General features: G+C 55.9%; 25 protein-coding genes. 11 read left to right on the top strand and 14 right to left on the bottom strand.

What is annotated here, in order from left to right:
* Window positions 1-223: 223 nt before the first annotated feature.
* The 4 genes from ACZ1HV_RS20395 to ACZ1HV_RS20380 form a co-directional block, all read right to left on the bottom strand.
* A complete protein-coding gene (locus tag ACZ1HV_RS20395) occupies window positions 224-1,573 on the bottom strand; it encodes an ABC transporter substrate-binding protein (protein ID WP_298822328.1) in 1,350 nt (449 codons plus the stop codon).
* Window positions 1,574-1,575: 2 nt separating this feature from the next.
* Window positions 1,576-2,682 (bottom strand): LacI family DNA-binding transcriptional regulator, encoded by a 1,107-nt coding sequence (locus ACZ1HV_RS20390; protein ID WP_298822329.1) that lies wholly within the window; start codon window positions 2,680-2,682, stop codon window positions 1,576-1,578.
* A gap of 352 nt (window positions 2,683-3,034) precedes the next feature.
* Window positions 3,035-3,445 carry a D-ribose pyranase gene (gene rbsD, locus ACZ1HV_RS20385; protein ID WP_298964520.1) on the bottom strand — a complete coding sequence of 137 codons (411 nt, stop codon included), beginning with the start codon at window positions 3,443-3,445 and terminating at the stop codon, window positions 3,035-3,037.
* A gap of 33 nt (window positions 3,446-3,478) precedes the next feature.
* Complete coding sequence (locus tag ACZ1HV_RS20380) at window positions 3,479-4,660, bottom strand: GAK system CofD-like protein (protein WP_298986085.1); 1,182 nt, start codon at window positions 4,658-4,660, stop codon at window positions 3,479-3,481.
* Between the two features lie 299 nt (window positions 4,661-4,959).
* On the opposite strand from ACZ1HV_RS20380, the gene ACZ1HV_RS20375 reads away from it, so the two are divergent.
* Window positions 4,960-5,349: a DUF427 domain-containing protein gene (locus tag ACZ1HV_RS20375; RefSeq protein WP_472716134.1), complete on the top strand. Its 390-nt coding sequence runs from the start codon at window positions 4,960-4,962 to the stop codon at window positions 5,347-5,349.
* A 26-nt stretch (window positions 5,350-5,375) separates the two neighbouring features.
* On the opposite strand, the gene ACZ1HV_RS20370 is transcribed toward ACZ1HV_RS20375, so the two are convergent.
* The 7 genes from ACZ1HV_RS20370 to ACZ1HV_RS20340 form a co-directional block, all read right to left on the bottom strand.
* Window positions 5,376-5,813, bottom strand: coding sequence for an SRPBCC family protein (locus ACZ1HV_RS20370; RefSeq protein ID WP_472716133.1), 438 nt, complete (start codon window positions 5,811-5,813; stop codon window positions 5,376-5,378).
* Window positions 5,806-6,153, bottom strand: coding sequence for an ArsR/SmtB family transcription factor (locus tag ACZ1HV_RS20365; RefSeq protein ID WP_298822336.1), 348 nt, complete (start codon window positions 6,151-6,153; stop codon window positions 5,806-5,808). The genes ACZ1HV_RS20370 and ACZ1HV_RS20365 overlap by 8 nt, the downstream gene beginning before the upstream one ends.
* A gap of 83 nt (window positions 6,154-6,236) precedes the next feature.
* Complete coding sequence (locus ACZ1HV_RS20360; RefSeq protein ID WP_472716132.1) at window positions 6,237-6,608, bottom strand: hotdog family protein; 372 nt, start codon at window positions 6,606-6,608, stop codon at window positions 6,237-6,239.
* Window positions 6,605-6,994, bottom strand: a complete 390-nt coding sequence (locus ACZ1HV_RS20355) for a MaoC family dehydratase (protein WP_472716131.1) — start codon at window positions 6,992-6,994, stop codon at window positions 6,605-6,607. Before ACZ1HV_RS20355 ends, ACZ1HV_RS20360 begins: the two co-directional genes overlap by 4 nt.
* Before the next feature lie 5 nt (window positions 6,995-6,999).
* Entirely contained in the window at window positions 7,000-8,541 is a 1,542-nt protein-coding gene (locus tag ACZ1HV_RS20350) for an AMP-binding protein (RefSeq protein ID WP_472716130.1), read from the bottom strand.
* A gap of 43 nt (window positions 8,542-8,584) precedes the next feature.
* The gene (locus ACZ1HV_RS20345) at window positions 8,585-9,373 is read right to left on the bottom strand and encodes an enoyl-CoA hydratase/isomerase family protein (protein ID WP_472716129.1); all 789 of its coding nucleotides are present in this window, start codon (window positions 9,371-9,373) and stop codon (window positions 8,585-8,587) included.
* Complete coding sequence (locus tag ACZ1HV_RS20340; RefSeq protein WP_472716128.1) at window positions 9,370-9,996, bottom strand: TetR/AcrR family transcriptional regulator; 627 nt, start codon at window positions 9,994-9,996, stop codon at window positions 9,370-9,372. Before ACZ1HV_RS20340 ends, ACZ1HV_RS20345 begins: the two co-directional genes overlap by 4 nt.
* A 361-nt stretch (window positions 9,997-10,357) precedes the next feature.
* Here ACZ1HV_RS20340 and hemA point away from each other — a divergent pair, with 361 nt between their 5' ends.
* On the top strand, window positions 10,358-11,575 hold the full coding sequence (gene hemA / locus ACZ1HV_RS20335; RefSeq protein ID WP_298822343.1) for a 5-aminolevulinate synthase: 1,218 nt from the start codon (window positions 10,358-10,360) through the stop codon (window positions 11,573-11,575).
* 80 nt (window positions 11,576-11,655) lie between these two features.
* On the opposite strand, the gene ACZ1HV_RS20330 is transcribed toward hemA, so the two are convergent.
* A complete protein-coding gene (locus ACZ1HV_RS20330; RefSeq protein WP_472716127.1) occupies window positions 11,656-12,885 on the bottom strand; it encodes a hypothetical protein in 1,230 nt (409 codons plus the stop codon).
* A gap of 174 nt (window positions 12,886-13,059) precedes the next feature.
* Between ACZ1HV_RS20330 and ACZ1HV_RS20325 the strand changes: the two genes are divergently transcribed.
* From ACZ1HV_RS20325 to ACZ1HV_RS20285, 9 genes are all read left to right on the top strand, one after another.
* Complete coding sequence (locus ACZ1HV_RS20325) at window positions 13,060-13,797, top strand: DUF1194 domain-containing protein (protein WP_298822346.1); 738 nt, start codon at window positions 13,060-13,062, stop codon at window positions 13,795-13,797.
* Window positions 13,798-13,950: 153 nt separating this feature from the next.
* The gene (locus ACZ1HV_RS20320) at window positions 13,951-15,198 is read left to right on the top strand and encodes a cation:proton antiporter domain-containing protein (protein ID WP_298822347.1); all 1,248 of its coding nucleotides are present in this window, start codon (window positions 13,951-13,953) and stop codon (window positions 15,196-15,198) included.
* A 52-nt stretch (window positions 15,199-15,250) separates the two neighbouring features.
* Window positions 15,251-16,861, top strand: coding sequence for a glutamate synthase-related protein (locus tag ACZ1HV_RS20315; protein ID WP_472716126.1), 1,611 nt, complete (start codon window positions 15,251-15,253; stop codon window positions 16,859-16,861).
* A 29-nt stretch (window positions 16,862-16,890) separates the two neighbouring features.
* Window positions 16,891-18,867, top strand: coding sequence for a thiamine pyrophosphate-dependent enzyme (locus ACZ1HV_RS20310; RefSeq protein WP_472716125.1), 1,977 nt, complete (start codon window positions 16,891-16,893; stop codon window positions 18,865-18,867).
* Window positions 18,868-19,028: 161 nt separating this feature from the next.
* Window positions 19,029-19,250: a hypothetical protein gene (locus tag ACZ1HV_RS20305; RefSeq protein ID WP_472716124.1), complete on the top strand. Its 222-nt coding sequence runs from the start codon at window positions 19,029-19,031 to the stop codon at window positions 19,248-19,250.
* Window positions 19,247-19,414, top strand: a complete 168-nt coding sequence (locus ACZ1HV_RS20300) for a hypothetical protein (protein ID WP_298822351.1) — start codon at window positions 19,247-19,249, stop codon at window positions 19,412-19,414. The genes ACZ1HV_RS20305 and ACZ1HV_RS20300 overlap by 4 nt, the downstream gene beginning before the upstream one ends.
* Window positions 19,411-20,478 carry a Rieske 2Fe-2S domain-containing protein gene (locus tag ACZ1HV_RS20295; protein WP_298966301.1) on the top strand — a complete coding sequence of 356 codons (1,068 nt, stop codon included), beginning with the start codon at window positions 19,411-19,413 and terminating at the stop codon, window positions 20,476-20,478. The genes ACZ1HV_RS20300 and ACZ1HV_RS20295 overlap by 4 nt, the downstream gene beginning before the upstream one ends.
* On the top strand, window positions 20,475-21,236 hold the full coding sequence (locus ACZ1HV_RS20290) for a hypothetical protein (protein WP_472716123.1): 762 nt from the start codon (window positions 20,475-20,477) through the stop codon (window positions 21,234-21,236). The genes ACZ1HV_RS20295 and ACZ1HV_RS20290 overlap by 4 nt, the downstream gene beginning before the upstream one ends.
* Entirely contained in the window at window positions 21,233-21,484 is a 252-nt protein-coding gene (locus ACZ1HV_RS20285; RefSeq protein ID WP_472716122.1) for a hypothetical protein, read from the top strand. The genes ACZ1HV_RS20290 and ACZ1HV_RS20285 overlap by 4 nt, the downstream gene beginning before the upstream one ends.
* 14 nt (window positions 21,485-21,498) lie before the next feature.
* Here the strand turns inward: ACZ1HV_RS20285 and ACZ1HV_RS20280 are convergent, their stop codons facing one another.
* Window positions 21,499-22,296, bottom strand: coding sequence for an alpha/beta fold hydrolase (locus ACZ1HV_RS20280; RefSeq protein WP_472716121.1), 798 nt, complete (start codon window positions 22,294-22,296; stop codon window positions 21,499-21,501).
* Window positions 22,293-23,354 carry a branched-chain amino acid ABC transporter permease gene (locus ACZ1HV_RS20275; protein ID WP_472716120.1) on the bottom strand — a complete coding sequence of 354 codons (1,062 nt, stop codon included), beginning with the start codon at window positions 23,352-23,354 and terminating at the stop codon, window positions 22,293-22,295. Before ACZ1HV_RS20275 ends, ACZ1HV_RS20280 begins: the two co-directional genes overlap by 4 nt.
* Window position 23,355 lies beyond the last annotated feature (1 nt).

The following is a 23,355-nucleotide window of genomic DNA, read 5'->3' as shown; positions in this document are numbered from 1 at the left end:
GACCTGAAGAAACAGACTGTTGGTCAGTTGCGCTCATCGTTCCAGCTCAGCTTTCGGCTATGCGTACGTCCCGCAGGACGCAGGCGTCCGGGCAGATCTCCTCCGGCCCTCCCGCACACAGTCGTGCGGGAGGTGGGAGGTGGACCGGGCAATCCAGGACGTCAATGTCCGGTCCCATGCGGTTGTCGATGGGGCCCCGCCACCAGGCGTGGCAGGTGTTCAGTTACTGGACTTTCGCCAGTTCTTCATTGAGTTTGGCAACCGTTGCGGCCGCGTCGCGCTCATCGTCGATATACTCGCGCACCAGACGGTTGATCACCTGGCTGTTGATGATCTTGGATGCAAGCGACAGCTGGCCTTCCGTGACACCCCAACGGCTGGCGGTGTCCAGACCCGAGACGATTGTTTGGATTGTTTCTGCGTCATACAGATCGGTCAGGGGCGCCTTGCGATCGACACCAACCGGCAATTTGGACCAGCCATCAACGAAAGCCGTTGCGTTGTCCTTGTTACCGCGGCGAACCGGGAACTTGCCTTCCGGTGCAATCGACAGTGTCGACATGTAGCCATCGTCCATGGAGAACTCGATGAACTGCATCGCAGCTTCCGTGTCGGCATCGTTGGTGATGCCGAAGTAGCGGACATCGCCCCACGCTGCGCCGTCCGGATTGGACGGACCGCTCAACGTGGTCACGATACCGGTCTTCGATGCCAACTCACTGGAGGTCGGGTCATCGGTGATGGTCGGTGGCGCGCTGTCGCGAAGACCGGCCAGTTCATCCAGGATGAATGGAGACCAGATGATCATCGCTGCTTTGCCGGCAAAATACAGTTCGCGCGACTGCTTCCAGAACAAATCGCCTGGGGGTGAGGCCTTCGCGATCGCCTTGTAGAAATCAAGCGCTTCAATGGTCTTCTTCTCATCAAGTGGCTTGAAGCCTTCGTTGTTCACCGGATTGACGCCATTTGCCAGAAGCACATGCTCCAGCACCTGGCTCATGAAGTTCTCGTCAATCTTGGTCGCGGCAACGAACGCAAACATTTCCGGCGGATTGTGCAGCTTCTCAACGGCTGCCAGAATGTTCTCGTAGCTGTCGGGAGCTGCAAGGCCATTCGCGTCGAAAAGGTCCTTGCGGTAGACCACCATCTGGGTCCAGCCATCGACCGGAACAGATGCGATCCCGCCATCGACGGCTGCCATGGCGACAGCGCCTGGTGCAAAGGTATCCTTACCGAGCGTTTCAACCACTTCGGTGGCAGCTTCCGTGTCCAGAATACCGGCTTCCGCCCAGGGAAGAGCATATTGCAGCGTGTGATAGATCACGTCTGGCAAATCGCCTGCAGCAAAGGCAGCTGTTGCGCGGGTACCCAGTTCGGATTCCGAAACCGGAATGACATCGACTTCAATACCCGTTTTTTCCTTGAAGGCAGCCGCCAGCTCTTCCTGCTTGGCCAGTCTTTCCGGCTGCTCTTCCGTCGTCCAGAAACGCAGAGTGTCAGCCTGGGCCGTTGTCAACCCGAGTGCGAGCACACCCGCGATGGTCGAGGCCAGGAATTTAGTCCTCCCAAACATTCTCATTCTCCCTTGTTGCCAGAATATGGCTGGTCTTTCAGCCGTTCCCGGAGCGCTGTCGCCAACGCTGCCGGTGTCTTTGCCGGCGCACCATCAGAGGCGCGTCGGATCAGGTCTGCCTTGGACAGCTCCTGCAAACTTGTCGGTGACTTTCCGTCCAGAATATCGGTGAGCATCCGCGCGACACGGCCACCCGCTTCCTGCGCACTCTGGGAAAAGGTTGTGAGTGGCGGGTCGAGATACTCGCCGACGGGCAAACCGTCATAGCCGATGACCGTGACATCCGCACCGGCTTTCAATCCGATCTTGCGACAGTATTGAACGGCACCTATGGCCAGAGCGTCGGTTGCGCACAGCAAGGCTGTTGGAGGCTGGTCCAGCGCCAACAATTCTTCTGCACCGAGGATCCCGCCCTTTTCGCTAACTGTCTGAATGGTTTCGAGATCAGGATCATGTTTGACACCCAGGTCTTTCAGTCCCTGGCGGTATCCTTCTCTGCGCTGGCGCGCGAAATTCAGCTCCAATGTGCCGCCGACCAGCCCGATGCGTTCGTGACCGAGGCTGTAGATATGACGAACGCCCTCGGCGAACGCCGCCTCGTTGTCGATATCGTACCAGGCGTATCCGGACGGATTTGCCGTGCGCCCGTGGGCAACGAACGGAAAGTTGCGCTCCTGCAGATAGGCAATACGTGGATCATTGACTTCGGTCCGCGTGACGATGAAACCATCCACCTTGCGGCGTGCAATCAACCGCTCGAGCGACTCGATCATGTGCTCGCGCGAATGCGCGGTGGTCACAAGAAGGTCCAGGTCCAGCTCATCCAATGCGCGGGCGATGCCGTCGATGAATTCAGACAGGAATGGATCGGCACCATTGCCATGTCCGACCGGGATGATAATCCCGAGCGTATCCTGACGACCGCGCTTCAGGTTTCTCGCGGTTGCGGAAGGTTGATAGCCAAGGTCCTTGACCGCCTTCAAAATGCGCTTGCGGGTCTCGTCGGAAATGTCTGTGTAGTTGTTGAGAACGCGCGAAACAGTTCCCTTGGCGACGCCGACATGGCGTGCCACATCATCAATTGTGACGGAACCGCGTAACCGCGACATGCTTCCTCCCGCTGGACATTGGAATGTCCTGATTGTTTTAGCGCAAATCGAAGATCTGGCTTCAATTCCGCCTTTCTTAACAAAAAGTGTTACAAAACCGATTTTGTAAGTCAACAAAATCGGTTTTGGTGCTCTGCAGAATCTTTTTCGCATAGCGGGAAGGTGCTGTCTTTACAACAAAACCTTGCGCCGATGTGTTTTGTGGAAGCTGCCTCCATTTCCGAAACAATGACATCCGGAAACGGGATTGCAGGCTGCAGGAGGAAAAAGACAGCCGTTCGACCCGTAGCAACAACTGCCGGTGTTGAAACGCCGACAACGGCAAGATCGAAAAAACAATCCGGGAATTGGTTTAAAACGGAACCCCGGAAACGAGAATGACGTTTGCATAAGGCGTACACTCGCCTGTTCTCACAACAGCCCGTGCCTTAGCGGATCTCAATTTCAGATCCTCGTGGGAGATTTTCAACTGCGCGATCGGTTTGCCGGTATCCGCCTCCCAGTGCGCCAGCCTCACCTCAATTTCCGTGCCTAGCTCGGACGATGTTTCATCGGCAAACACTGCCTGCTCGATAATAAGTTCGCGGGACAAGGCCTCAAGAACATCGAAGAAACCTGGAATGCCCGGAGTAACAGCAAGGTCAATAACCTCTACACCGGCAGGCACTGGCAAGCCGGCATCGGCAACCACGATCTCGTCCAGATGCCCGAGCGAGGCAACAAGCTGACTTAAGTGACGGTTTAGCAGCGGTGTACGTTTCATGTTGTTTTTCCAGCAGATTTCTTTTTTGTCCGATCAGGTCAACGAGACCAGGGCTTCACACAGCGGTTCAGGGTCATAATAGGGAGCGGACTGAGTGCTGACGAGATCCAGTTTCAAAACCGTGATCCCGCGAGCGCTGATTTCATGCGTTTCGTCGTCGGAAATCGTTTGATCGACGACAACGAAGTTGATCAGTTTGTGGGTTGGACAATCAGGTCCAACGTCCCGGTGCAGATAGTTCAGCAAGGTGTGTACCTTGTCGGACAGGTTCATGTTTCCCGTTTCCGGATCCAGTCCGAGACTTGGAACATAGACCTTGGGGACGGTCCGTTCGGCAACCGCCCGACCGACACCTTCCGGCAACAGGTTTGCAATCAGACTGGTGTAGAAGCTGCCGGGCGCGTAGCAGATGAGATCCGCCGTCTGCATCAGCTTCCGATTTCGTTTCGGAAACGCTGTCACGGCGGGGTCCCGTCCAGCCAGCGTCTTGTTGAGGAAAAGATCCTTGATCGGTGATGTGAGCGGCGGATGTTCCTTGGCGGTCAGCAAATGCTGCCCGATGACTTCGTGGCCATTGGCAAGTTCAGCGCCCAAATGCAGATTGTCATCAGAAACTGCCCGCACAGTTCCCAGAACACCGACAAGCTTGGAGACGAGAAAGATAATCGGCTCCAATTGCTGGTTCTGGTTCAGGTAGCCGCCGGCAAGGATCAAGTTGCCGATACTGGCACCGCGCAGATCAAAGCCTTGCGGGCAAGCCGCGCGGAACATGCCAAGCTGGTTTTGTATGAGCGTTCGCATCGGTTGTTCGATGGCTGTTACCAACGGGTGTGTGCCCGCAATCATGGCATCGAGTTCGCCTTTCAGATCGTCTCTTTGAGCCGATTTGGAATATCGATGCGTGAACAGCCGAAACACTTCCGGGTGACCGAGAACGGTCTCGTCCGCCAGCGCCATCAAACGGCTTCTCAAGTCTCCTATCGCGGGCATATTGAAAGCCACCCTGAGCCCCTGAGAACTTCCTCCACTGTCAAACGGCGTCACCAGGTGAATGGAATTGTGGGTGTATTTCTTGAGCCTTTGAGACAGGCCATTAAGAGCGGATCCTCCGCTGAAAAACAGAACACGGGGCCCAAGTTTCGGATTGGAGGAAAATCGCTCGATCCGGAACGGGTCCGGCATCCGCACCGCACGGGTAATGGTTATTTCCGACACTTCCAACCCTTTCTAAGCGGAAGCCGGTCGCATTTTGCGCCGGTTGATAATCCTCGTTGCACAGAAGTGGTTACAGATTGGACAACCCCGCGATGACATATCTGAACGGACATTATAGGCGTTTCGAATACCGGCCAAAAGATGCCTTTTCCGCTCAGAGAATTTCGGGCGTCCAACCGAGGTTTTGCACGCTGGCCCGGGCAGTCTGCAAAAGGGGTGTTCACGGCAATGTCAGAAAATTGTTTTTGCGCTCTTGTGTGCCGATACTCACCTAGTTCTCAGGAAACAAGGAGATCCAGATGACTGCACATCAATCCGCGGCATTCGCCAATGCAGCTCGCAACCCGAGCAATCCTGAGCACCTGATGGTGATCAAGCCCGTGCCCCGCCGTATCCGCATTTACAAGGACGATACTCTGCTTGCCGATACCTCTGCCGCTCTGCGCGTCCTGGAAATTGGCAAGGCCTTCTATGACCCCGTGGTTTATGTACCTGAGGCCGATCTACAATCTGAATTCGATCCAGTTGAGAAATCCACGCATTGCCCAATCAAAGGTGACGCGAGTTATGCTGCACTCAACGGCGAGGAAATCGGCTGGGTCTATAAGTCGCCGATAGACATGGCCAGCCAGTTGAAGTCGCATTATGCGTTCTGGCCGGCCAAAGTTCGCCTGGTGGAAGGGGATTGATCTCCGAATACCCCGACCGCTCCCGCCTATCCGGCACCGGCTCCTGAAAGACTGAGATCCAGTGTTTCCAGTATTTTACCCCATCCCGCATGATGATTGTCACGGCTTTCCTCAGACGGAAATTTCACGTGCGTAAGCGTTAGCTCCGTTCCGTCTGCGACTTCCTGGAAGTCGAGCGTCACCGTGCTGCCGGCAATTGAAAAGGGACTGTCCCAAGTAAACACAAGACGGCTATGACGGCTGATTTCCTTGTAGATCCCCCGATGCGGGATCTCCTGGTCATCTGCCTGCATCATGATCTCGAATTCACCGCCAACCCGAGGGTCGGCCGTTGCCTTTGGCACACTCATGTTCGTTCCGGGGATCATGAACTTCGCAAGCATGTCCGGATCCAGCCACGCCTCGAAAACCCGGGCAGCCGGAGCTGAAAACCTGCGGGATACAACAACTGTCAATTCACTCATCATCCGTCTCCCCGGAAAGGGCCTGGTCCAATGCGTCGAGACGTTGGGTCCAGATGGACCTCAATTCCTGAAACCAGTGATCGATTTCGCTGACCGGTTCCATGACCGGTTCAATCAGGTGCTCGCGCCATTCGGTTCGTCGGCGTACGAGCCCGGCTGCTTCCAGGATCTTTATGTGTTTCGACACAGCGTTCAGGCTGACATCGAAATGCTTGGCGAGATCCGTGACCCGTGTCGGCCCATGCTGCACAAGCAGCGTGAGCAGCTCCCGGCGCTTTGGATCGCTCACCGCCTTCAAAATGACAGTGAGTTTCTGGTCGTCAAGCCGTTGTTCAACCATATGGTTGAATTACTCCCTATAGCAATTCCCGTCAACCCTGAAGTAGATCATTCAGAGCCAGTTGGTCCATTGAACTCTTGGTCTCAGGATTTGCCGACATCCTCGACATAGACAAGTGCGCGGCCCTGGCAAATACGTGTACCGCTGGAACTGACGCAGACGGTTTCCAGATCGACCAAATGCTTTTCGGGGCGCAGCTTCGTGATCGTGACAGATGCCGTCAGCGCTTCGCCGATCGGGGCAGGCGAGAGAAATTCCAGACTTTGCTTGAGATAATTTGTGCCGCGCCCCGGCAATTCGACCCCGAGCAAATAGGAAAAAAGCCCTCCGATCAACGGGCCAGGAACCGAGTTGGGCACATTGGCCGCGTCCCCTGAAAGCGCGGCGAACTCTAGCATATCCTGCTGCGAATAAGTCCGCGTCAATTCAGACCTTTGTCCTTGTTGAAAAGTCATGACGGGTCTCCCAGCTGGCAGGAACCTGAAAGTGTAACCGCGCCATCTGTGCTTCGCCTCACTTCAATCAGCACCTCCCCGTTGCCCTCCGGGTTTTCACTGAAGACAAAGGCCAGTTCTTCATCGGCATAGGACGGATTGGGAAACATCAGCGTTTGCATCTGATGGTCCTGCCCCGGATAGAGTGCCTGGAGATGCGCAAAGACGCGCGAATAGAGCAACATTCCATGGGACACGGTGCGGCCGAACCGGGTTCGAGCGGAGAACTCCGGATCGACATGTATGGGATTGTCGTCACCTGAAAGCTTTGCAAATGCGTCAAAGTCGGCCTGCCGGGGTACCCACTTAAATGTTGCCTTGATGGCTGCTTCGGTTGTGCGGTCCATCGGTTCTAAGCGTCCTCCGGTGTCTTTCTTGTCGCAAATTGGTCTTTGAGGAGGTTCTTTCGCACCTTTCCAGCAGCTGTTCTGGGAAGATCATCAACGACTGCAAATGATTTCGGAATCTTGTAGGGAGCCAAATACTCCCGGCACCAAGCGGGGAGTGATGCAGTTTCGATTTTCCGGTTCGGCCGCGCAATCACGAAGGCCGCCCCCACTTCACCCCACGTCTCGTCCGGGAGACCGACAACAACGGCCTCAAGAATGTCGGGATGACCGACCAGTACTTTTTCCACCTCGGCCGGATAAACATTTTCTCCGCCGGAAATGTACATGTCCTTGATCCGGTCGACGATGAAGTAATAGCCGTCCTCGTCCCGTCGACCCACATCACCTGACTTCAGCCACCCGTCGACTGTAAAGGCACCGGCCGTGGCATCGGGGTTGTCCATATAGCCGGGAGTGATATTCGGGCCCCTGAACTGGATTTCCCCTTCTCCAGGCCCTTCAAGAACACCGCCCTCGCCGTCCACAAGCCGCACGTCGGTCAGGATCTGCGGTTTGCCGACCGAACCGATTTTCTTTGAAGCATGGCTCCGGTCCATGAGAAAAACTGTCGGTCCGGTTTCGGTCATCCCCATGCCATTGCAGATGGTTACGCCGCGCTTTTGAAAATCGGTCAGGAGGTGCTTGGGAACTGGCGCGCCGCCACAGCCCAGGGAGCGCACACCGGAAAAGTCGGTTCGCCCAATCACCGGCGACAGGGCCAGGGCCTGATAAATTGCCGGAACGCCGAAGAAACTGGTCACTGCGCCTGCATCAATCAAGCCGAGCACGGTATCAGGATCGAATTTTCGAAGGACCGTCGACGACCCGCCATTCAGGTAGATCGGCAAAGTTGGCAGGTTGATGCCGGCCGTATGAAACAGCGGCAAAAAATTGACGCCTTTTTCTCCAACACTGAGGCCCGTTGCCTGCGCATAGTTGATCATGTTGGCGTAGGCCATGCCCGCGGTTTGAATAACCGCCTTGGGCAGACCTGTCGTTCCCGAGGTAAAAAGCAGATACCAGGGTGCGCTGGCTTTCATCCGGCCACACCCGATTGCTGCCGGGCTTATTGCGTTCAGCACCTGGTCGAGCTCGCTCGAAGCCCCATCCGCAGCACCCAGCATGAGAACAGGAAGGCCGGCGCCTTTGGCCAGCTCGATTGCAGGATCTGCGCAGGAACGGTCGTGAAACAAAATCTTCGTCTGGGACGCCGCCAGAACCGGTCGCAATTCTGCAACCGGCTGGCGCCAATTCAGCGGCACCAACACAATTCCGGTCTTCTGGGCAGCAAAAAGTAAAATGAAGAAATCCGGGTGGTTGAGGCACAGCACAGCCACGCGGTCACCTTTGGACAGACCACGCTCCAAAAGCAGGTTTCCCAATCGGGTTGCCCGGCTGTTCACTTCACAGAAAGTGTAGCGAAGTCCGCTTTCGTGATCGATGAAGGCAACATGGTCGGGCGTCAACTCTGCCCGCTTTGCCGCCATATCGGTTAAAAACTCCATGTGTCCTCCCAACACCTGGTGCTTCGAAGAATTTTCAAAATTTTCATGCCCGTTTGCGTGTGAAGTCCAGCATGCCGTCGACCGTCTCGGGAAGGGCGACCAACTCAAGGAAGCGGGTTTTTTCCTGGTCGAGGCGTTGACGGACCGTTTCGCGCCGCGCTTCATCCCAGACACCCTGACGCGTCGCAAGATGCGTTCGGGATGATCCTTTGCCGAGATCTTCCACCCATTTGCTGATCTGCGCTTCCAACTCTGAAAGCGGACACACAGCGGACACAAGACCCATCCTGAGCGCTTCGGCTGCGCTAATCCGTTCATTGCGATACTGAATCTCAAGCGCTCTGCCGGTTCCAATGCGGTCCGGCAGGAGCGCGGTCCAGCCGCCATCCGGTCCGAAGCCAACCTTGGAATAGTAAGGTTGCAAAAAAGCGTGTTCGGCCATCGCAACAAGGTCCGCCGCCAGCATCAAACCAACCGATCCGCCGGTGACAGGACCGTTGAGCGCAGCCAAAACCGGTGCCGGAAAGTCGATCAGATCCAGAATGATACCGTGCAAGCCGCTGACCAGCTCTTGTGCATAGTCCTTGAGGTCTTGCAGGGAGGCTCGGTGATCCAGAAATCCGGCGATATCGCCACCCGTTGAAAAACTGCTGCCCTTTGCAGTGACCACAAGCGCTCGCGGCTTTTGTTGAGCCGCGTCCGCAAGCGCGCTTTTCAGGTCCGAGATGAGATTTGGGACAAGCGAATTATGACGATCGGGCCGATTGAGCCAGATCCAGACAACACCGTCCCGGTTTTCGATCGCGGCAAACCTGTGCACCGTCGGTGTCACGGCCTGATACCGCGTTCAATCAAACTATATGCAGTCTCGACGATGTCAGGAATCGGCTTGTCTGACTTGAACACAACAAGCTGCTCGCCCAGCGACTTTGCAATGCCCATCAAAGCCCAGGCGCGGGTATCCGCGTCGCCCTCAGATATTTGCCCGGCCGCCTGCGCAGCAACCAAGCCGGATTTGTAACCGGCGGCAAATGTCTCGTAATACTCCTGGTAGGCATCCGGATCGACGAACAGTGCCTCTTGAACAATCCGATAGAGATCCGGATGAGCCTGGACGAATTCCAGAAAGGCCTTCAAACCTGCCCGCTCTGCATCGAGACGGTTCTCATATCCCTGGGTCGCCTCGGCGATCTCGTGCCGCACCAGCCGCCCCATCTCAAGCACAAGCTCGGAAAAGACCTGCTCTTTCGTGGTAAAATAGATGTAGAATGTTCCCTGGGCGACCCCTGCCTCACTGGTAATGTGCCCAATGGACGCGTCGTTGTAGCCTTTGGAACCGATCACACGCTCTGCAGCTGCCAGAATCGCTCTTCGCGTCGCTTCACCACGGGCGGTCTTGGGCAGATTTCCCTGCACCTTTTGCGGCACTTCCGCAACTCCGGCCGATTTTCGCACCAGGTTTTCCTCCCAAAAGCATGAAACATGAATCAGTATTCATGTTTATTCTGTGAAAGCAAGCAGCTTGTTGGAATTTCCCAGTTTACCGCGCAACGAAGATCTTGCCTGTGACCGGTGTCTCACATAAATCTGGCGGACATGCGTTAGTTTTTTGGCTAGGACGGATAGACGCATGTCTGTGATTTGACCTTGATCAAGGCTAATTGTCTGGTAATGCGGTTTTGAATAGATAGACGTTACTTGGTAGTCTGAGATCTACAGGGATGATCTTGGTCAAAACTGACCCGCCCATGGACGCATTATCGGGGCGGAAGAAAAAGAGGCGCTGGAGAATTTCCAGTGAAGAGAGGGCCGAAGGATGGACGTAAACGCGTATCTCGAGGAACGCCTGGGCAAGCTGCATGACAACGGTAATTACCGAGTGTTTGCAGATCTGGAACGCATGGCAGGCAATTTCCCACGCGCGAAACGTTACCGTGAGGACGGCTCGGTACAGGACGTGACCGTCTGGTGCTCCAACGACTATCTCGGCATGGGCCAGCACGACAAGGTTGTCGGTGCCATGCAGGAGGTGATTTCCAAATGCGGCGCAGGTGCCGGTGGCACCCGGAACATTTCGGGCACCAACCACTATCATGTGCTCTTGGAAAACGAACTTGCCGACCTTCATGGCAAGGAAGGCGCCCTGATCTTTACCTCCGGATATGTTTCCAACTGGGCCGCACTCGGCACCCTGGCGTCGCAAGTTCCGGGCATGATCGTTTATTCCGACTCGCTGAACCATGCCTCCATGATCGAAGGCATCCGGCACGCACGCTGCGAAAAGCGGATCTTCAAACACAATGACTACGAAGATCTTGAGCGCCTGATGGCAGCAGACGATCCGGACGCACCGAAGATGGTGGCGTTTGAAAGTGTCTACTCGATGGATGGCGACATCGCCCCCATCAAGGAGATTTGTGACGTCGCCGACAAGTTCGGCGCTCTCACATATCTCGATGAGGTGCATGCTGTCGGCATGTATGGGCCGCGCGGTGGCGGTGTCGCCGAGCGCGAAGGGCTGATGGACCGCCTGACGATCATCGAAGGCACCCTCGGCAAGGCATTTGGCGTGATGGGAGGCTACATCACCGGTTCCAAGACAGTTGTCGACTTCATTCGCTCCTTCGCATCCGGGTTCATTTTTACGACGGCTCTTCCGCCAGCACTGGCTGCAGGCGCGACAACCTCAATTCGTCACCTGAAGGACAGCCAGCTTGAGCGTGCAGCTCACAAGCAAAGAGTTGCGCAAGTCCGTGCGGCGCTCGACAAGCGCGGCATCCCGCACATGGAAAACCCCAGCCATATCGTTCCGGTGATGGTGGGCGATGCCAAGAAGTGCAAATGGATCTCAGACATTCTGCTGGAAACCTACGGCATCTATGTACAGCCGATCAACTATCCGACTGTCCCGGTCGGCACCGAACGCCTGCGCTTCACACCGACCCCGCTGCACACGGCAGCCGACATTGAGCATCTGGCCGATTCGATCAACGATCTCTGGTCGCAATGCGCCCTGGCACGGGCCGTCGCCTAGGCCTTGCAAAGTTTGAGTTTCAAAACCCGCTCTCCATCGGAGGGCGGGTTTTCTTATGGTTGATTGCAAACAACGGTTCCTTATTGAACGCAATCAAAGGTTTTGTTGTGAAACGAATCCTGCAATCGGGCGGCTGAACTTGAGCCTAGCCGCGCAGTTGCTATCCGCAGAACTTCTCCGTTTTTATCGACACAGACAAAACTCTCGCCTTCGTGCGGTGCCTCGGATCCTCTTGAAGCACGGGTCTCAAAATGGAACAACCAGAGTTCTTTCGCTGGGAAAATCGTCCAATTCCTGCTGGTTATGAATAGCTCTGAGTTGTCGCTCACATAGCTGGCTGCCACTCGGCAGAAAATTCGACCGTGTGAATGACATCGAGCGCGATCCTCATCCAAATTGTCTAAGGTCAGATCGAACTCTTCCAATAACAACTCTGCTACTGCTCCGCTTGCTGCCGAAGAGATGCTTTCAAATTCTTCCACATTACTCTTAAGCTCACCCTTTCCACGAACACTTATGTAGTCGCCATGCGGAAGCCTCAGCCCAAGTGGTGTAACCACTGGTTCAGCAGTGCAAGCCTCGACGACACCGGAAAAAAGCAACGGGATTTCTTTCGTCAGGCAATAGTACCCACCTCCCAGATCGCTTAACTCATTGCTATTTGAAAGGGCTACTTGCAAAAGATCGCCAGAATTTGGGAGCTCGAACAATTCCCAGATGAAACGAACCGCCTTATCGTTGAGATCTTCTTTGAGGCGGCTCATGTCGATGTCGCCCCTCAAATCAAACGGCCGAGATGTCGCCGACTGCTGCAATTTTTTGTTTTGTGACTTGGTAGGCCGCCCGACTACTAGACCATCGTTGTCGCGATAGAACTGCGCATGTATTTGGAAGCGACCGGCCGAAAAATGTTTACATTTGATAGGCACATCATACGGCGCCCACCAGGTGAAGAGACCACTCCAATATAATGTATTTGCTTTGTCGCGAACAACTGGCAGTGTAACCGGAGTTAGCGCGCCATAGCAGCCTGGAACGGTGTATCCTCGTTCCTTGTAGTCATCTGGCATGACCGGTGACAACCAAAGAGCAACGCTGGCTCCAATCGGCGCCAGCTCATTGTAAACATGAATTTTGATTTCTTCGCCAATCGCAAAGCTGTCTGCCTCCAGCTCTATCCGAATATCTCCTTCAGGTTTCGCACTCACTTCCTCCGCACCCGCACTTCTGTCAGGGAACAAAAAAATCGTGCAGACTAAAATGAGCGGGCTTGCGATCCTTTTTGCGAATGGCAAACTGATCTCCAACATATTTCTCCTCAAATGCGCCCTTAAAGATGCAAGGAAGTGTGTTGAAATCTTGAATCGCGCGCGGAGTTTCTCTCAAAGTTTGAGCTGGCCTGGACCTGGCGCAATGAGCCACATTTTCCTTTTTCCGCTTGCTGCCCTAGCTTCTGCAGGTGAACGGCCTGATAGGAGGGGCATATGAAACGGATTGCGGTTCTGGTGTTTGCCTGGTGTTTTCTCACGGCGGCGCCTGCCGTATCTGAAGAACTCGACCTTGAACTCGTGCTTCTGGCCGACGCGACCGGCTCGATTGACGACGCCGAGATCCAGTTCCAAAGGCAAGGTTATGCCGAAGCGATCACGGATCCGTCAGTGCTGAGCGCCATTGCCAGCAATGCTTACGGCAAGATCGTTGTCACCTATGTTGAATGGGCCGACATGTTTTCGCAGGACGTTGTTGTCGACTGGACGGTCATAGACGGCAAGGCATCTGCGGAAGACTTTGCGGCAAGGCTTTTGGAGCCACCGCGCCGCGCGTTCGGACGGAACGCGATTGGCGCAGCCCTGCTCAAAGGCAAGGAATTGATCGACACCAACGCCTATACCGGGTTGCGGCGTGTCATCGATCTGTCCGCCGACAGTGCCAACAACTGGAACGGCCCGACCATTCACGAGGCCAGAGAAACTGTCGTTTCATCAGGGATCGTGATCAACGGCCTCGCCGTTCTGTGCCGTCATTGTTCCGGGCGCCCTGTGGCCTATGACCTTGAGGAAAGGTTCCATCAGGACATCATTGGTGGTCCCGCAGCCTTCGTGGTAACGGCCGACAGCGCTGCAACATTTGCAGATGCCGTGCGCAAGAAACTGATTCTGGAAATTGCTGCACGCCAGGAAGACGCCGACAAGATCCTGCAGCGTTTCGCGCAAGCCCAATAAGAATGCTCTCTCGCCGATCTATGGCCAGCGCCCCGCAAGCCTGACCTCGGGCAAATTCACAGTTGCCACACACGAGTGTCATCGGGTTATGATTTGAGCCTGCGGTGCCATCGAGCCTAAATACCGCCGTGGGCTTTGGGAGAGAGTGCATTTATGGCCACCGGTCTTTTGATGCTGGCAATGTTTACGGTGAGTTACACCTTGCTGGCAAAAACGCTTTCCAAAAGCATTTTAACGGCGCCGATGCTGTTTCTGGGCTTCGGCTTTCTGATGTCCCAGACAGGGATGTTTCCCTTTCAGGACGCAGAGCATCTGCTGCATATCGTGGCCGAACTTGCGTTGATCATTCTGCTGTTCCTGGACGCTGCCCAGATCAACCTGCAAGCCATTCGAAAACGCCACCAATGGCCGCTGCGCATGCTGCTTATCGGCCTTCCGTTGGCAGTGTTTCTGGGCACAGCGGCAGCAGCGCCATTCTTCTCCGCGGAACCCTTGATCGTAGCAGCCCTGGCCGCAGCTCTCCTCGCACCAACCGATGCTGCTCTTGGGCAAGCCGTCGTCACCAACAAGGCCGTTCCTGAGCGGGTGCGCAGAGCGCTTACGCTGGAAAGCGGACTGAACGACGGTCTGGCATTACCCGTAATACTGCTCTTTGCCAGCCTCGCAGGTGAAATGATGCAGCCCACCGCAACGAACTGGCTGGTCTTCGGCGCAAAACAGGTTGTATTGGGGCCGCTTGTCGGAGGTGTTGTTGGCGCGGTCGGCGGCATTTTGTTCCTGGCGGCGAAACAGCGCAAGATGACGACGGCGACTATTGAAGGTATTGGCGCTATCGCCATGGCAGGTGGCGCCTATCTGGCCGCCGGTCTTGTCGACGGCAACGGCTTTATCTCAGCATTTGTTGCCGGCCTCTTCTTCGGCAATGTCATCAAGGGCCAGTGCGCATTCATTTACGAATTCACTGAAAGCGAAGGCCAGATGCTGGCCTGGGGCGCTTTTTTCCTGATTGGTCTTGCCCTCGTTCCAACTGCAATTGCCCATCTTGACGGTGGAAGCCTGGCAATCATCCTGATCAGCCTCTTTGTTGTGCGCCCGCTTGCCGTTTGGCTGTCGCTCAGTGGCACGGACGCTTCGCCTCTGACAAAACTCTTCTTTGGCTGGTTCGGCCCGCGTGGCCTGGCGACGGCTCTGTTTGCCCTGCTCGTCGTTGATCAGATCGATCATGAAATCGGTGAGCAGCTGCTCAACCTTGCCGTCAACGCCGTCTGGATCAGTGCTGTGCTTCACGGCGTGACGGCGGTACCGTTTGCCAAGTGGTACGGTGCACGCATGTCAAAACAAGATGAAGCTGCGGAGATGGTCAGTGTTCCATCGATGCGGCCGGAAACACAGCCAGACTGATGGCGCACATTTTCAATAAGCCAAGGCAATAGAGCCGGTAGCCGGGGAAAAAATGAAGAAGACAGTGGTAGCAAATCTGAGCGAACTGGCAGACCGGGACCCTCAATATGCGCTTGTCGCAAACGTTGATCTGGTTGTCGTCCGGTTCGACGACGATGTCTCTGTTTTCTATGGGCGCTGCCTCCATCGTGGTGCTCTGATGTCGGATGGATATGTCGACGGCGACAATCTGATTTGCGGGCTGCACTACTGGGATTACCGGCTCGATAGCGGCGTCTCCGAATACAACAACTCCGAAGTTCTTCCGAAGTTTTCCAGCTGGATCGAGGACGACAAAGTTGTTGTCGATGAAGACGAGATTGCCGCATGGGCAAAAGAGCATCCGCAACCCTTCAACCGCGACCAGTATCTCGGCCTTTATGCCGACACCAGCCACGGCACGGAAGAAGAACCCTATAATGGCCTCATCCAGCAATACGCCCGTGACGCCCTCACCAAAACCGGCCATCACGGGCGGGTCGACGCAATGGGCGTACCGAGAACGCAGTTGCCCGACTGGGACGACATTCAAATTCTGACTGCTCAGCTGCACCGCCCGCCTCTTCTGGACGATGATCCGGTCGGAACGGATGTGGTGATTGGACCCAATGCCCAAAAACCGCTGCGCCTAAAGATACCGCTCTTCGTTTCGGACATGAGTTATGGCGCATTGTCCGAACCGGCAAAGGTCGCATTGGCGCGCGGTGCCGAACTTGCCGGCACCGGCATCTGCTCAGGTGAAGGCGGCATGTTGCCAGAAGAACAGGCAGCGAATTCGCGATATTTCTATGAGTTGGCTTCAGCACGTTTCGGCTTCGAGTGGGACAAACTCAACAAGGTGCAAGCCTTCCATTTCAAGGGTGGCCAAGGTGCCAAGACCGGCACGGGCGGCCATTTGCCCGGTTCAAAAGTGAAGGGCAAGATCGCAGAGGTTCGCGGATTGAATGAAGGAGAGGACGCGATCTCTCCTCCGCGTTTCCCCGACTGGACGGAAGTTTCGCAGATTAAGGAATTTGCCGACGAAGTTCGCAGCCGCACCGGCGGCATACCGATCGGTTACAAGCTGTCGGCCCAGCACATCGAGAAGGACATTGATGCCGCGCTGGAAGTTGGCGTTGACTACATCATTCTGGACGGCCGGGGTGGTGGTACGGGCGCGGCCCCGATCATTTTCCGGGACAACATCTCGGTGCCGACTATTCCGGCCCTTGCCCGCGCCCGGCGGCATCTGGACAGGCTCGGACGGCGCGATGTGACCCTGGTGATCACGGGCGGCCTTCGCAAACCGGCTGACTTCCTTAAGGCACTGGCCCTCGGCGCAGATGCCGTTGCCATTTCCAACTCGGCCATGCAAGCGATCGGTTGCATTGCAATGCGTGCCTGTCACACCAACAATTGTCCTGTTGGGATCGCGACGCAAAAACCTCATTTGGTCAATCGCCTGCAAATCGAGAAGTCAGCCCGACAGCTGACCAATTTCTTTGATGCCTCTGTGGAGCTGATGCAGGTGATGGCGCGCGCCTGCGGCTATTCTCACCTCAACCAGTTTTGTGAGGAGGATCTGACAACCTGGAAACGGGAAATTGCGGATCTTTCAGGCGTCGCCTATGGCGGCGTAGCATGACACGGACCGACTTCTAGGGAGACCAGCAAATGGACGCTCAAAATCTCGACTGGATCAAGGTCGCACATATTGATGATCTGCCGGAAGGCCGGGTCAAGACCGTCACCGCAAGAACCACCTCCATCTGCTTGTCGCATTTCGACGGCCAATGGGCCGCGATGGACAATCATTGCCCGCATCAGCGCGGCCCCCTCGGGGAGGGCTCGATTGAAAAGGGCACCGACGGCAAATGCTGGATCCGGTGCCCGTGGCACGGATGGGATTTCGACCCGCTGACCGGTGCCCCTCCCGGCGGCCACGAAGACTCAGGCCAGAAGGTTTACCCGCTCAAGATCGAGAACGGCGAGATTTTTGTCGGGATAGAAGCTGAACCGGAGCACGAGCGGACAGTCACCGACGTGATGGCTGAGACCATGGTGAATTGGGGCGTCAAACGTGTCTTTGGCATGGTTGGCCACTCCAACCTCGGGCTTGCAGATGCCATTCGCCTCCAGGTCAACAGGGGCAAACTTGGCTATGTCGGTATCCGGCACGAAGGCGCTGCGGCATTCGCAGCATCTGCCTATGGCAAGTTGACAGGCATGCCGGCGGGTTGTCTGACAATTGCTGGGCCGGGCGCGACAAATCTTTTGACAGGTCTTTGGGATGCGAAGGTGGACCGGGCACCGGTTCTGGCCCTGACCGGCCAGGTCCAGACGCAGGTCTTCGGACCAGGCGCATTTCAGGACATTGATCTTAAATCGGCCTTCGACGCTGTATCGCGTTTCTCGCAGCCCGTCCTCAGCACCTCCAACCATGCAGAGCTCATGTCACTGGCGCTCAAGACGGCAATCGTTGAACGGGATGTCTCAAACCTGATCTTTCCAGACGACGTCCAGACGATCCCGAGCGAGAAAGACGCCGGATCTCCTGACGGGCGAATTGGCGGCTCGGAGGTGACACCCTCGTCAGATGACCTGGCCAAAGCAATGGAAATGATCAACGGTGCAAAGCGCCCTGCGATCGTGCTTGGTTATGGCGCCAAGGATGTCAGAGACAAGGTAATCGCGCTCGCCGAGAAAATCGGCGCACCGGTGATGACGACATTCAAGGGCAAGGGATTGATCCCGGATACGCACCCGCTTGCCGCCGGCGTTCTTGGCCGATCCGGAACACCGATTGCAAGCTGGTTCATGAACGAGGCGGACCTGATTGTTTCTCTTGGATCTTCTTTTGCTAACCACACCGGCATTGCACCCTACAAGCCGATCATTCAGGTCGACTTTGAACGCATGCAACTCGGAAAATTCCATCCTGTCACCTTGCCGGTCTGGGGAGAGATCGGGACTTTCTGTGAAGCAGTCCTTCCACAGGTGGCAAAGAGACCGGACGCTGACGATCAGGTTTCCGAACTCGTGGAACGCTGGCAGATCTGGCGTGAGGAAAAGGAGCGCCGGCTTACTGAAGAGCGCGGCCAGGGCATACACTCGGCGGCAATCTTCAAGGTCTTGAGTGAAGTGTGCCCGGAAGACGCGATCATTCCCGTCGATGTCGGAAACAACACCTATTCCTTCGGCCGCTATTTTGAACCGCGCGGTCAGCGTATTTTGATGTCCGGCTATCTCGGTTCAATCGGCTTTGGCCTGCCTGCAGCTATTGGCGCCTGGTGCGCCACCCAGGACTTCAAACAGTATCGGGGCCGCAAGGTCATCTCGATCTCCGGAGACGGCGGCTTCGGTCAATACGCGATGGAATTCACCACCGCCGTAAAATACGGGATGAACATCACGCATATCCTTCTGAACAACTCCGAGCTCGGCAAGATCTCGAAGGAACAGCGTTCCGGTGAATGGCCTGTCTGGGAAACCAACCTCACCAATCCGTCCTTCGCGGCCTTTGCGCGCCTTTGCGGTGGACAAGGTCACAGAGTAACCGACAGCACCGATCTGAAGAGTGCCATTGCCGAGGCAATCGCGCACAATGGCCCGTCTCTGGTGGAAATCATCACCGACGCCGATCTGGTTTGAGGAGGTCATAACTTTGTCATCCGTGCTTGCGCTGAGACAAAACCGGATGCCGACTGCCAACGGTCTTTACCGGTGCAAACGACAAACGGCTGGTGTTTACTGGACACCGGCCGCTTGACCGGGGTGACAAGACGCAAAGTTGAAAAAGCTGGAGCCGCAAATTGCAAACAGCAGAATTATTGATCGAAATAGGCCGGTACTACCTGATGGCAGGTGGTGTTGTTGCGCTCCTGTTCCTGGTAATCGGTATTGACCGGATAGAGCCGTCCTCGCGCGGGTCTTACGCCTTCCGGCCTCTGCTCATTCCGGGTATCTGCCTGATCTGGCCTCTGGTTCTCTATCGTTGGTTCGTGCTTGAAAAGCACGGGGAGGCGAGGCGATGAAACGTGCCCACCGTACAGCTCATGCCAGGATCTGGACAATTCTTGGCATCTTGCTTCCTCTCGTTTTCTTCACGATTCTCGCCTTGCGCCAAACACCTCCGGTTGACCGTCCGGCCGTCTTGATCGAAGCCCCAGAAAGCGGCTCCGGGGAGGCAGCGCAATGAGTGTTCAATATACGCCCGTCATCTGGAACCGGAACAAGATCTTCTATGATGCAGTGCTGCTGATTGCAGTTGCTCTTTATCTCTACATCTTCATTCGTGTCGGCCCGATGTTTGAAGATGTTACCAAGCCGATTGATGGCGCTATCTTGAGAATGCGCGCCTTCGGAAGCTGCGCGTTTTTAATGCTGACGGTGATCTTGTGCATCGGACCTCTCGCTCGTCTCGACCGCCGGTTCCTGCCATTGCTCTATAATCGCCGCCACTTCGGTGTCATGACCGCTGGCATTGCCGCCGTCCACGCGAACTATGTGCTGACATGGTACTTCAATTTTTCGCCGACGGACCGCTATGTCGCCTTGCTGAACTCCAACACCAACTATGGGCAGCTGCTCGGCTTCCCTTTCGAAGCCCTTGGCATTGCGGCCTTGATAATCCTGTTTGTCCTGGCAGCAACCAGCCATGACTTCTGGCTGAGTTTTCTGGGAGCACCAATCTGGAAAGCGCTGCATATGTCCATCTATGCCGCTTATACCTTCGTTGTGCTTCATGTTGCCCTGGGAGCTCTGCAAGGCCCGGCAGACCCGATCTTCACCAGTGTTGTGGCAGCCAGCGTTGTTCTTGTCTGCGGCCTGCATTTTGCGACCGGACGCATGGAAGCTCGAAGGGAACGCGGTGAGGCAACGGCGAAGGCCTCGCTCCAGGAGGCCGGATGGGTCGTTGCCGGAGAGCTGGAAGAGATCGACGACGATTGCGCAAAGGTCGTCACCCTCACTGAGGACGAGCGCGTCGCAATCTTCAAATATGATGGCAAGCTGTCGGCGATCACCAACGCCTGTGCACACCAGAACGGCCCGCTCGGCGAAGGCAAGGTACTTTGGGGATGCATTACCTGCCCCTGGCACGGCTACCAGTACAATCTCGCCGACGGACGTGCGCCCGAACCTTTCACAGAGAAGATTTCGACCTACCGGCTCAAACTGATCGGATCGACCGTTCTGCTCGACCCCAATCCTCAACCACCGGGCACCTATGTCGAGCCCGTTGAGATAGGAGAAGCGGCATGACCTGGAGACAGACCAAAGACGCGCCGTTTTTTGTCGGCTATCTGAACGCGGTCCCCAAAACTCTTGTAATGTTCCTGGGGGTTTTCTCCGTCTGCTTCGTTGCGGGTCTCGGTCTCGCCGCACTGGCTCTTTCCTCCACGCAAAACGACCCTGGTGCCGGTGGCTTCCAGTGGGGAAACCGATTTGAAACCGCGGGCATATTGGAATTGAGGCCATACCCGGTGTTTCGGGTGCCGGCCAATGAAGAAGCGCCCGCAAAAACCTACATGTTGGCCGGTCAAGGCAAGCGGGGCGTCTTCAATCAGGCTGAAACCCATAAGGGGACTACCGTTTCAATACGCGGTGTTCCGGTAAATCGGGGCGACCTGACAATGGTTCAGGTCGGTCGCGTTGAGGCCGTTGAAGGTGAAACCGCAGAATTTTCACCCAGCGAGGCGGTTCCACTTGGCCGCTGGAAACTCGCCGGCGAGATCTGTGACGGCAAGTGCTACGCCGGCGCTATGCGGCCAGGCCGGGGCCTTGCTCACAAGGCCTGTGCCGATCTTTGCCTGACTGGGGGTATTCCGCCGGTTTTCGTTTCGTCCGGCTCCGTCGAAAACCGCAACTTTTTCATGATGGCCGACAAGGACGGCAATCTTCTTGGTGACGAAATCAAGTCGCTGCTCGCGCTCTATATCGAGATTGAGGGCGAAGTCGAAAGACTGGATGACCTGATGGTCTTCAAAGTGGATCTGGCAACCGCGAGGATCTTGAAATGAGCGAGACACCTCAAAAACCAGCCTGGCAGACGATCCTGGTGTCTCTCGTTCTGACCGGAGCACTTGCGGCAACCGCTTACTATGTCTGGATCTATGCCAATTCGAGCGTACGCATGCTTGAGCTGACAAAGGGAACCTTGCTTACGGACATGCGCTTTTTCATCGGCCTGTTGGCGGTGTTTCTCGTGCTTACGTTTCTTGACCGGGTTATTGGGTTTGTTCTGTCAAAGTTTGGCAATGGGCACTGATCCGAGACGTGGCATCAGTCCGAGAGAACGACATCCAGGAGAAACTGATTGAACGCCTTCGTCTGCTCCAGATGCGGAGCATGTCCGGCATCCTTGAACTGGTGCAAACGAAGATCGGGCACATTGTCCTCATGCCATTGGCGGACCCCGCAACCGTAAAGCTGGCTGCGCGCGCCTGAAGCAAGATGAAGGGGAAGCGGGAAGGACTTCAGCAATGGCCTGAAGTCCTGCGCTGTCAGCGACACCCACATTTGCCGCAGCAATCTTGGGTCCTCATGCGCAATTTCCGTGGCAACCCTTTTGACCAACTCCGGATCAATCGGCAGGCCAGCTGCAAATAAGCGTCGCGCAATCCGACCCGGAAGCTTGGACCAATCGGCAACAATCCCCTCGATCACGTGCGCGTTCTGAGAAGCGTCCAGACCATTCAGCGTACCATTTGACCAGGCTGCGTCATTAAGGACTTTCGGCGTCATGTCGATGGCAACGACCGAAGACAATCGGTCCGGGCCATGGCGCTCTATCAAGGAATAAGCCACCAGCGCGCCCATCGACCAGCCGCACAGCACAATATCACTGAGGTCTTCGGCAAGCAGGTACTCGTAAAGCGCATCGGCAGACGCTTCGATACTCAGTGAGGAATAGCTCCCGGTTCTACCGTGACCGGGAAGATCCGGGACAATGCAGCGGGCGTGCATTTTCAGGGCAAGTGACTGAGCTTCAAAGAACTGCCCGGGACAAGACCATCCATGCACCAGCACCAGTGGCCGGCCGTTTCCCTCATCCCGGATATAAAGCGAATTGGTGCTCACGCACGCCCTGCCCTCAATCGCCCGACGATCCCCGACGGGAAGAAATACACCGACAAAACAAACAACACCCCCAGCCAGAGCAGCCAGCGTTCCGGTGCAACCAGCGTTGAGAGAAATGGCACCGCGCTGGTGGCTTCCGAAGCGATACCCATCAGATTCTGCAGATAGGTTTGCGCCAGTATGAACAGCGTTGCCCCCAACACTGCACCATAGAGCGTGCCCATGCCTCCTATCACGACCATCAAGAGAATGTCGATCATGATTTCCATTGAGAGGGTTGTTGCAGGACCTGTGTAGCGCAGCCAGACAGCGAGCAGGGAACCCGCCAGTGCCGCCATCACCGCGGAAAGCACGGTTGCTGTGGTTCGATACCAGACGACACGATAACCGATTGCTTCTGCCCTGAAGGCATTGTCACGCACCGCCTTCAGGGTTCGCCCGAAGGGGGAATTGACGATCCTCAGCATGACCAGGAACAGGAATGCGGATGCAAAGAAGACAAGATAGTAGGCGAGCAACTTGCCATTGATCCGAACGTCAAGGACCTTCTCCTCGACGAGCTTGAAAGCGGGCGTGAACTCCCGTGGGATCTTGTAGTTCAAGCCATCTTCACCACCTGTCAGCCAGGACATTTGCGATACCAGAACGGCAAAGGCACTCGCGACCGCCAACGTTACCATCGCAAAGAATATTGCCTTCACCCGCAAAGAGAAGAGGCCGATGGCAAGTGCGAAAACCGCTGCCAGAACAGCGCCGGCCAAAGTTCCCCAGGCAAGTGAGACATAGCTTGGTCCCGTTGCGGAAAGAGCCAGGGCCGTCCCGTAGGCCCCAATCCCGAAAAACATCGTGTGCGCAAAAGACACGATCCCCGCATAGCCGAGCAACAAATCGTAGCTGGCAACCAGCACGATGAAGATGCAGATCCTTGCCGCCGTCTCCAGCGACTTTGTTCCTGGAAAAAGAAATGGAGCAAACGCCAGGCAAACCAGCACGATCAGCAGGATAACCGTCAAAAGGCTACTGCGTGGCGTGTCACCGGAAAGAAGTTTCGTCAACATG

It is taken from the genome of Roseibium sp. JB4-4 (assembly GCF_055693425.1).
This window is presented reverse-complemented; position numbering and strand designations above follow the sequence as displayed.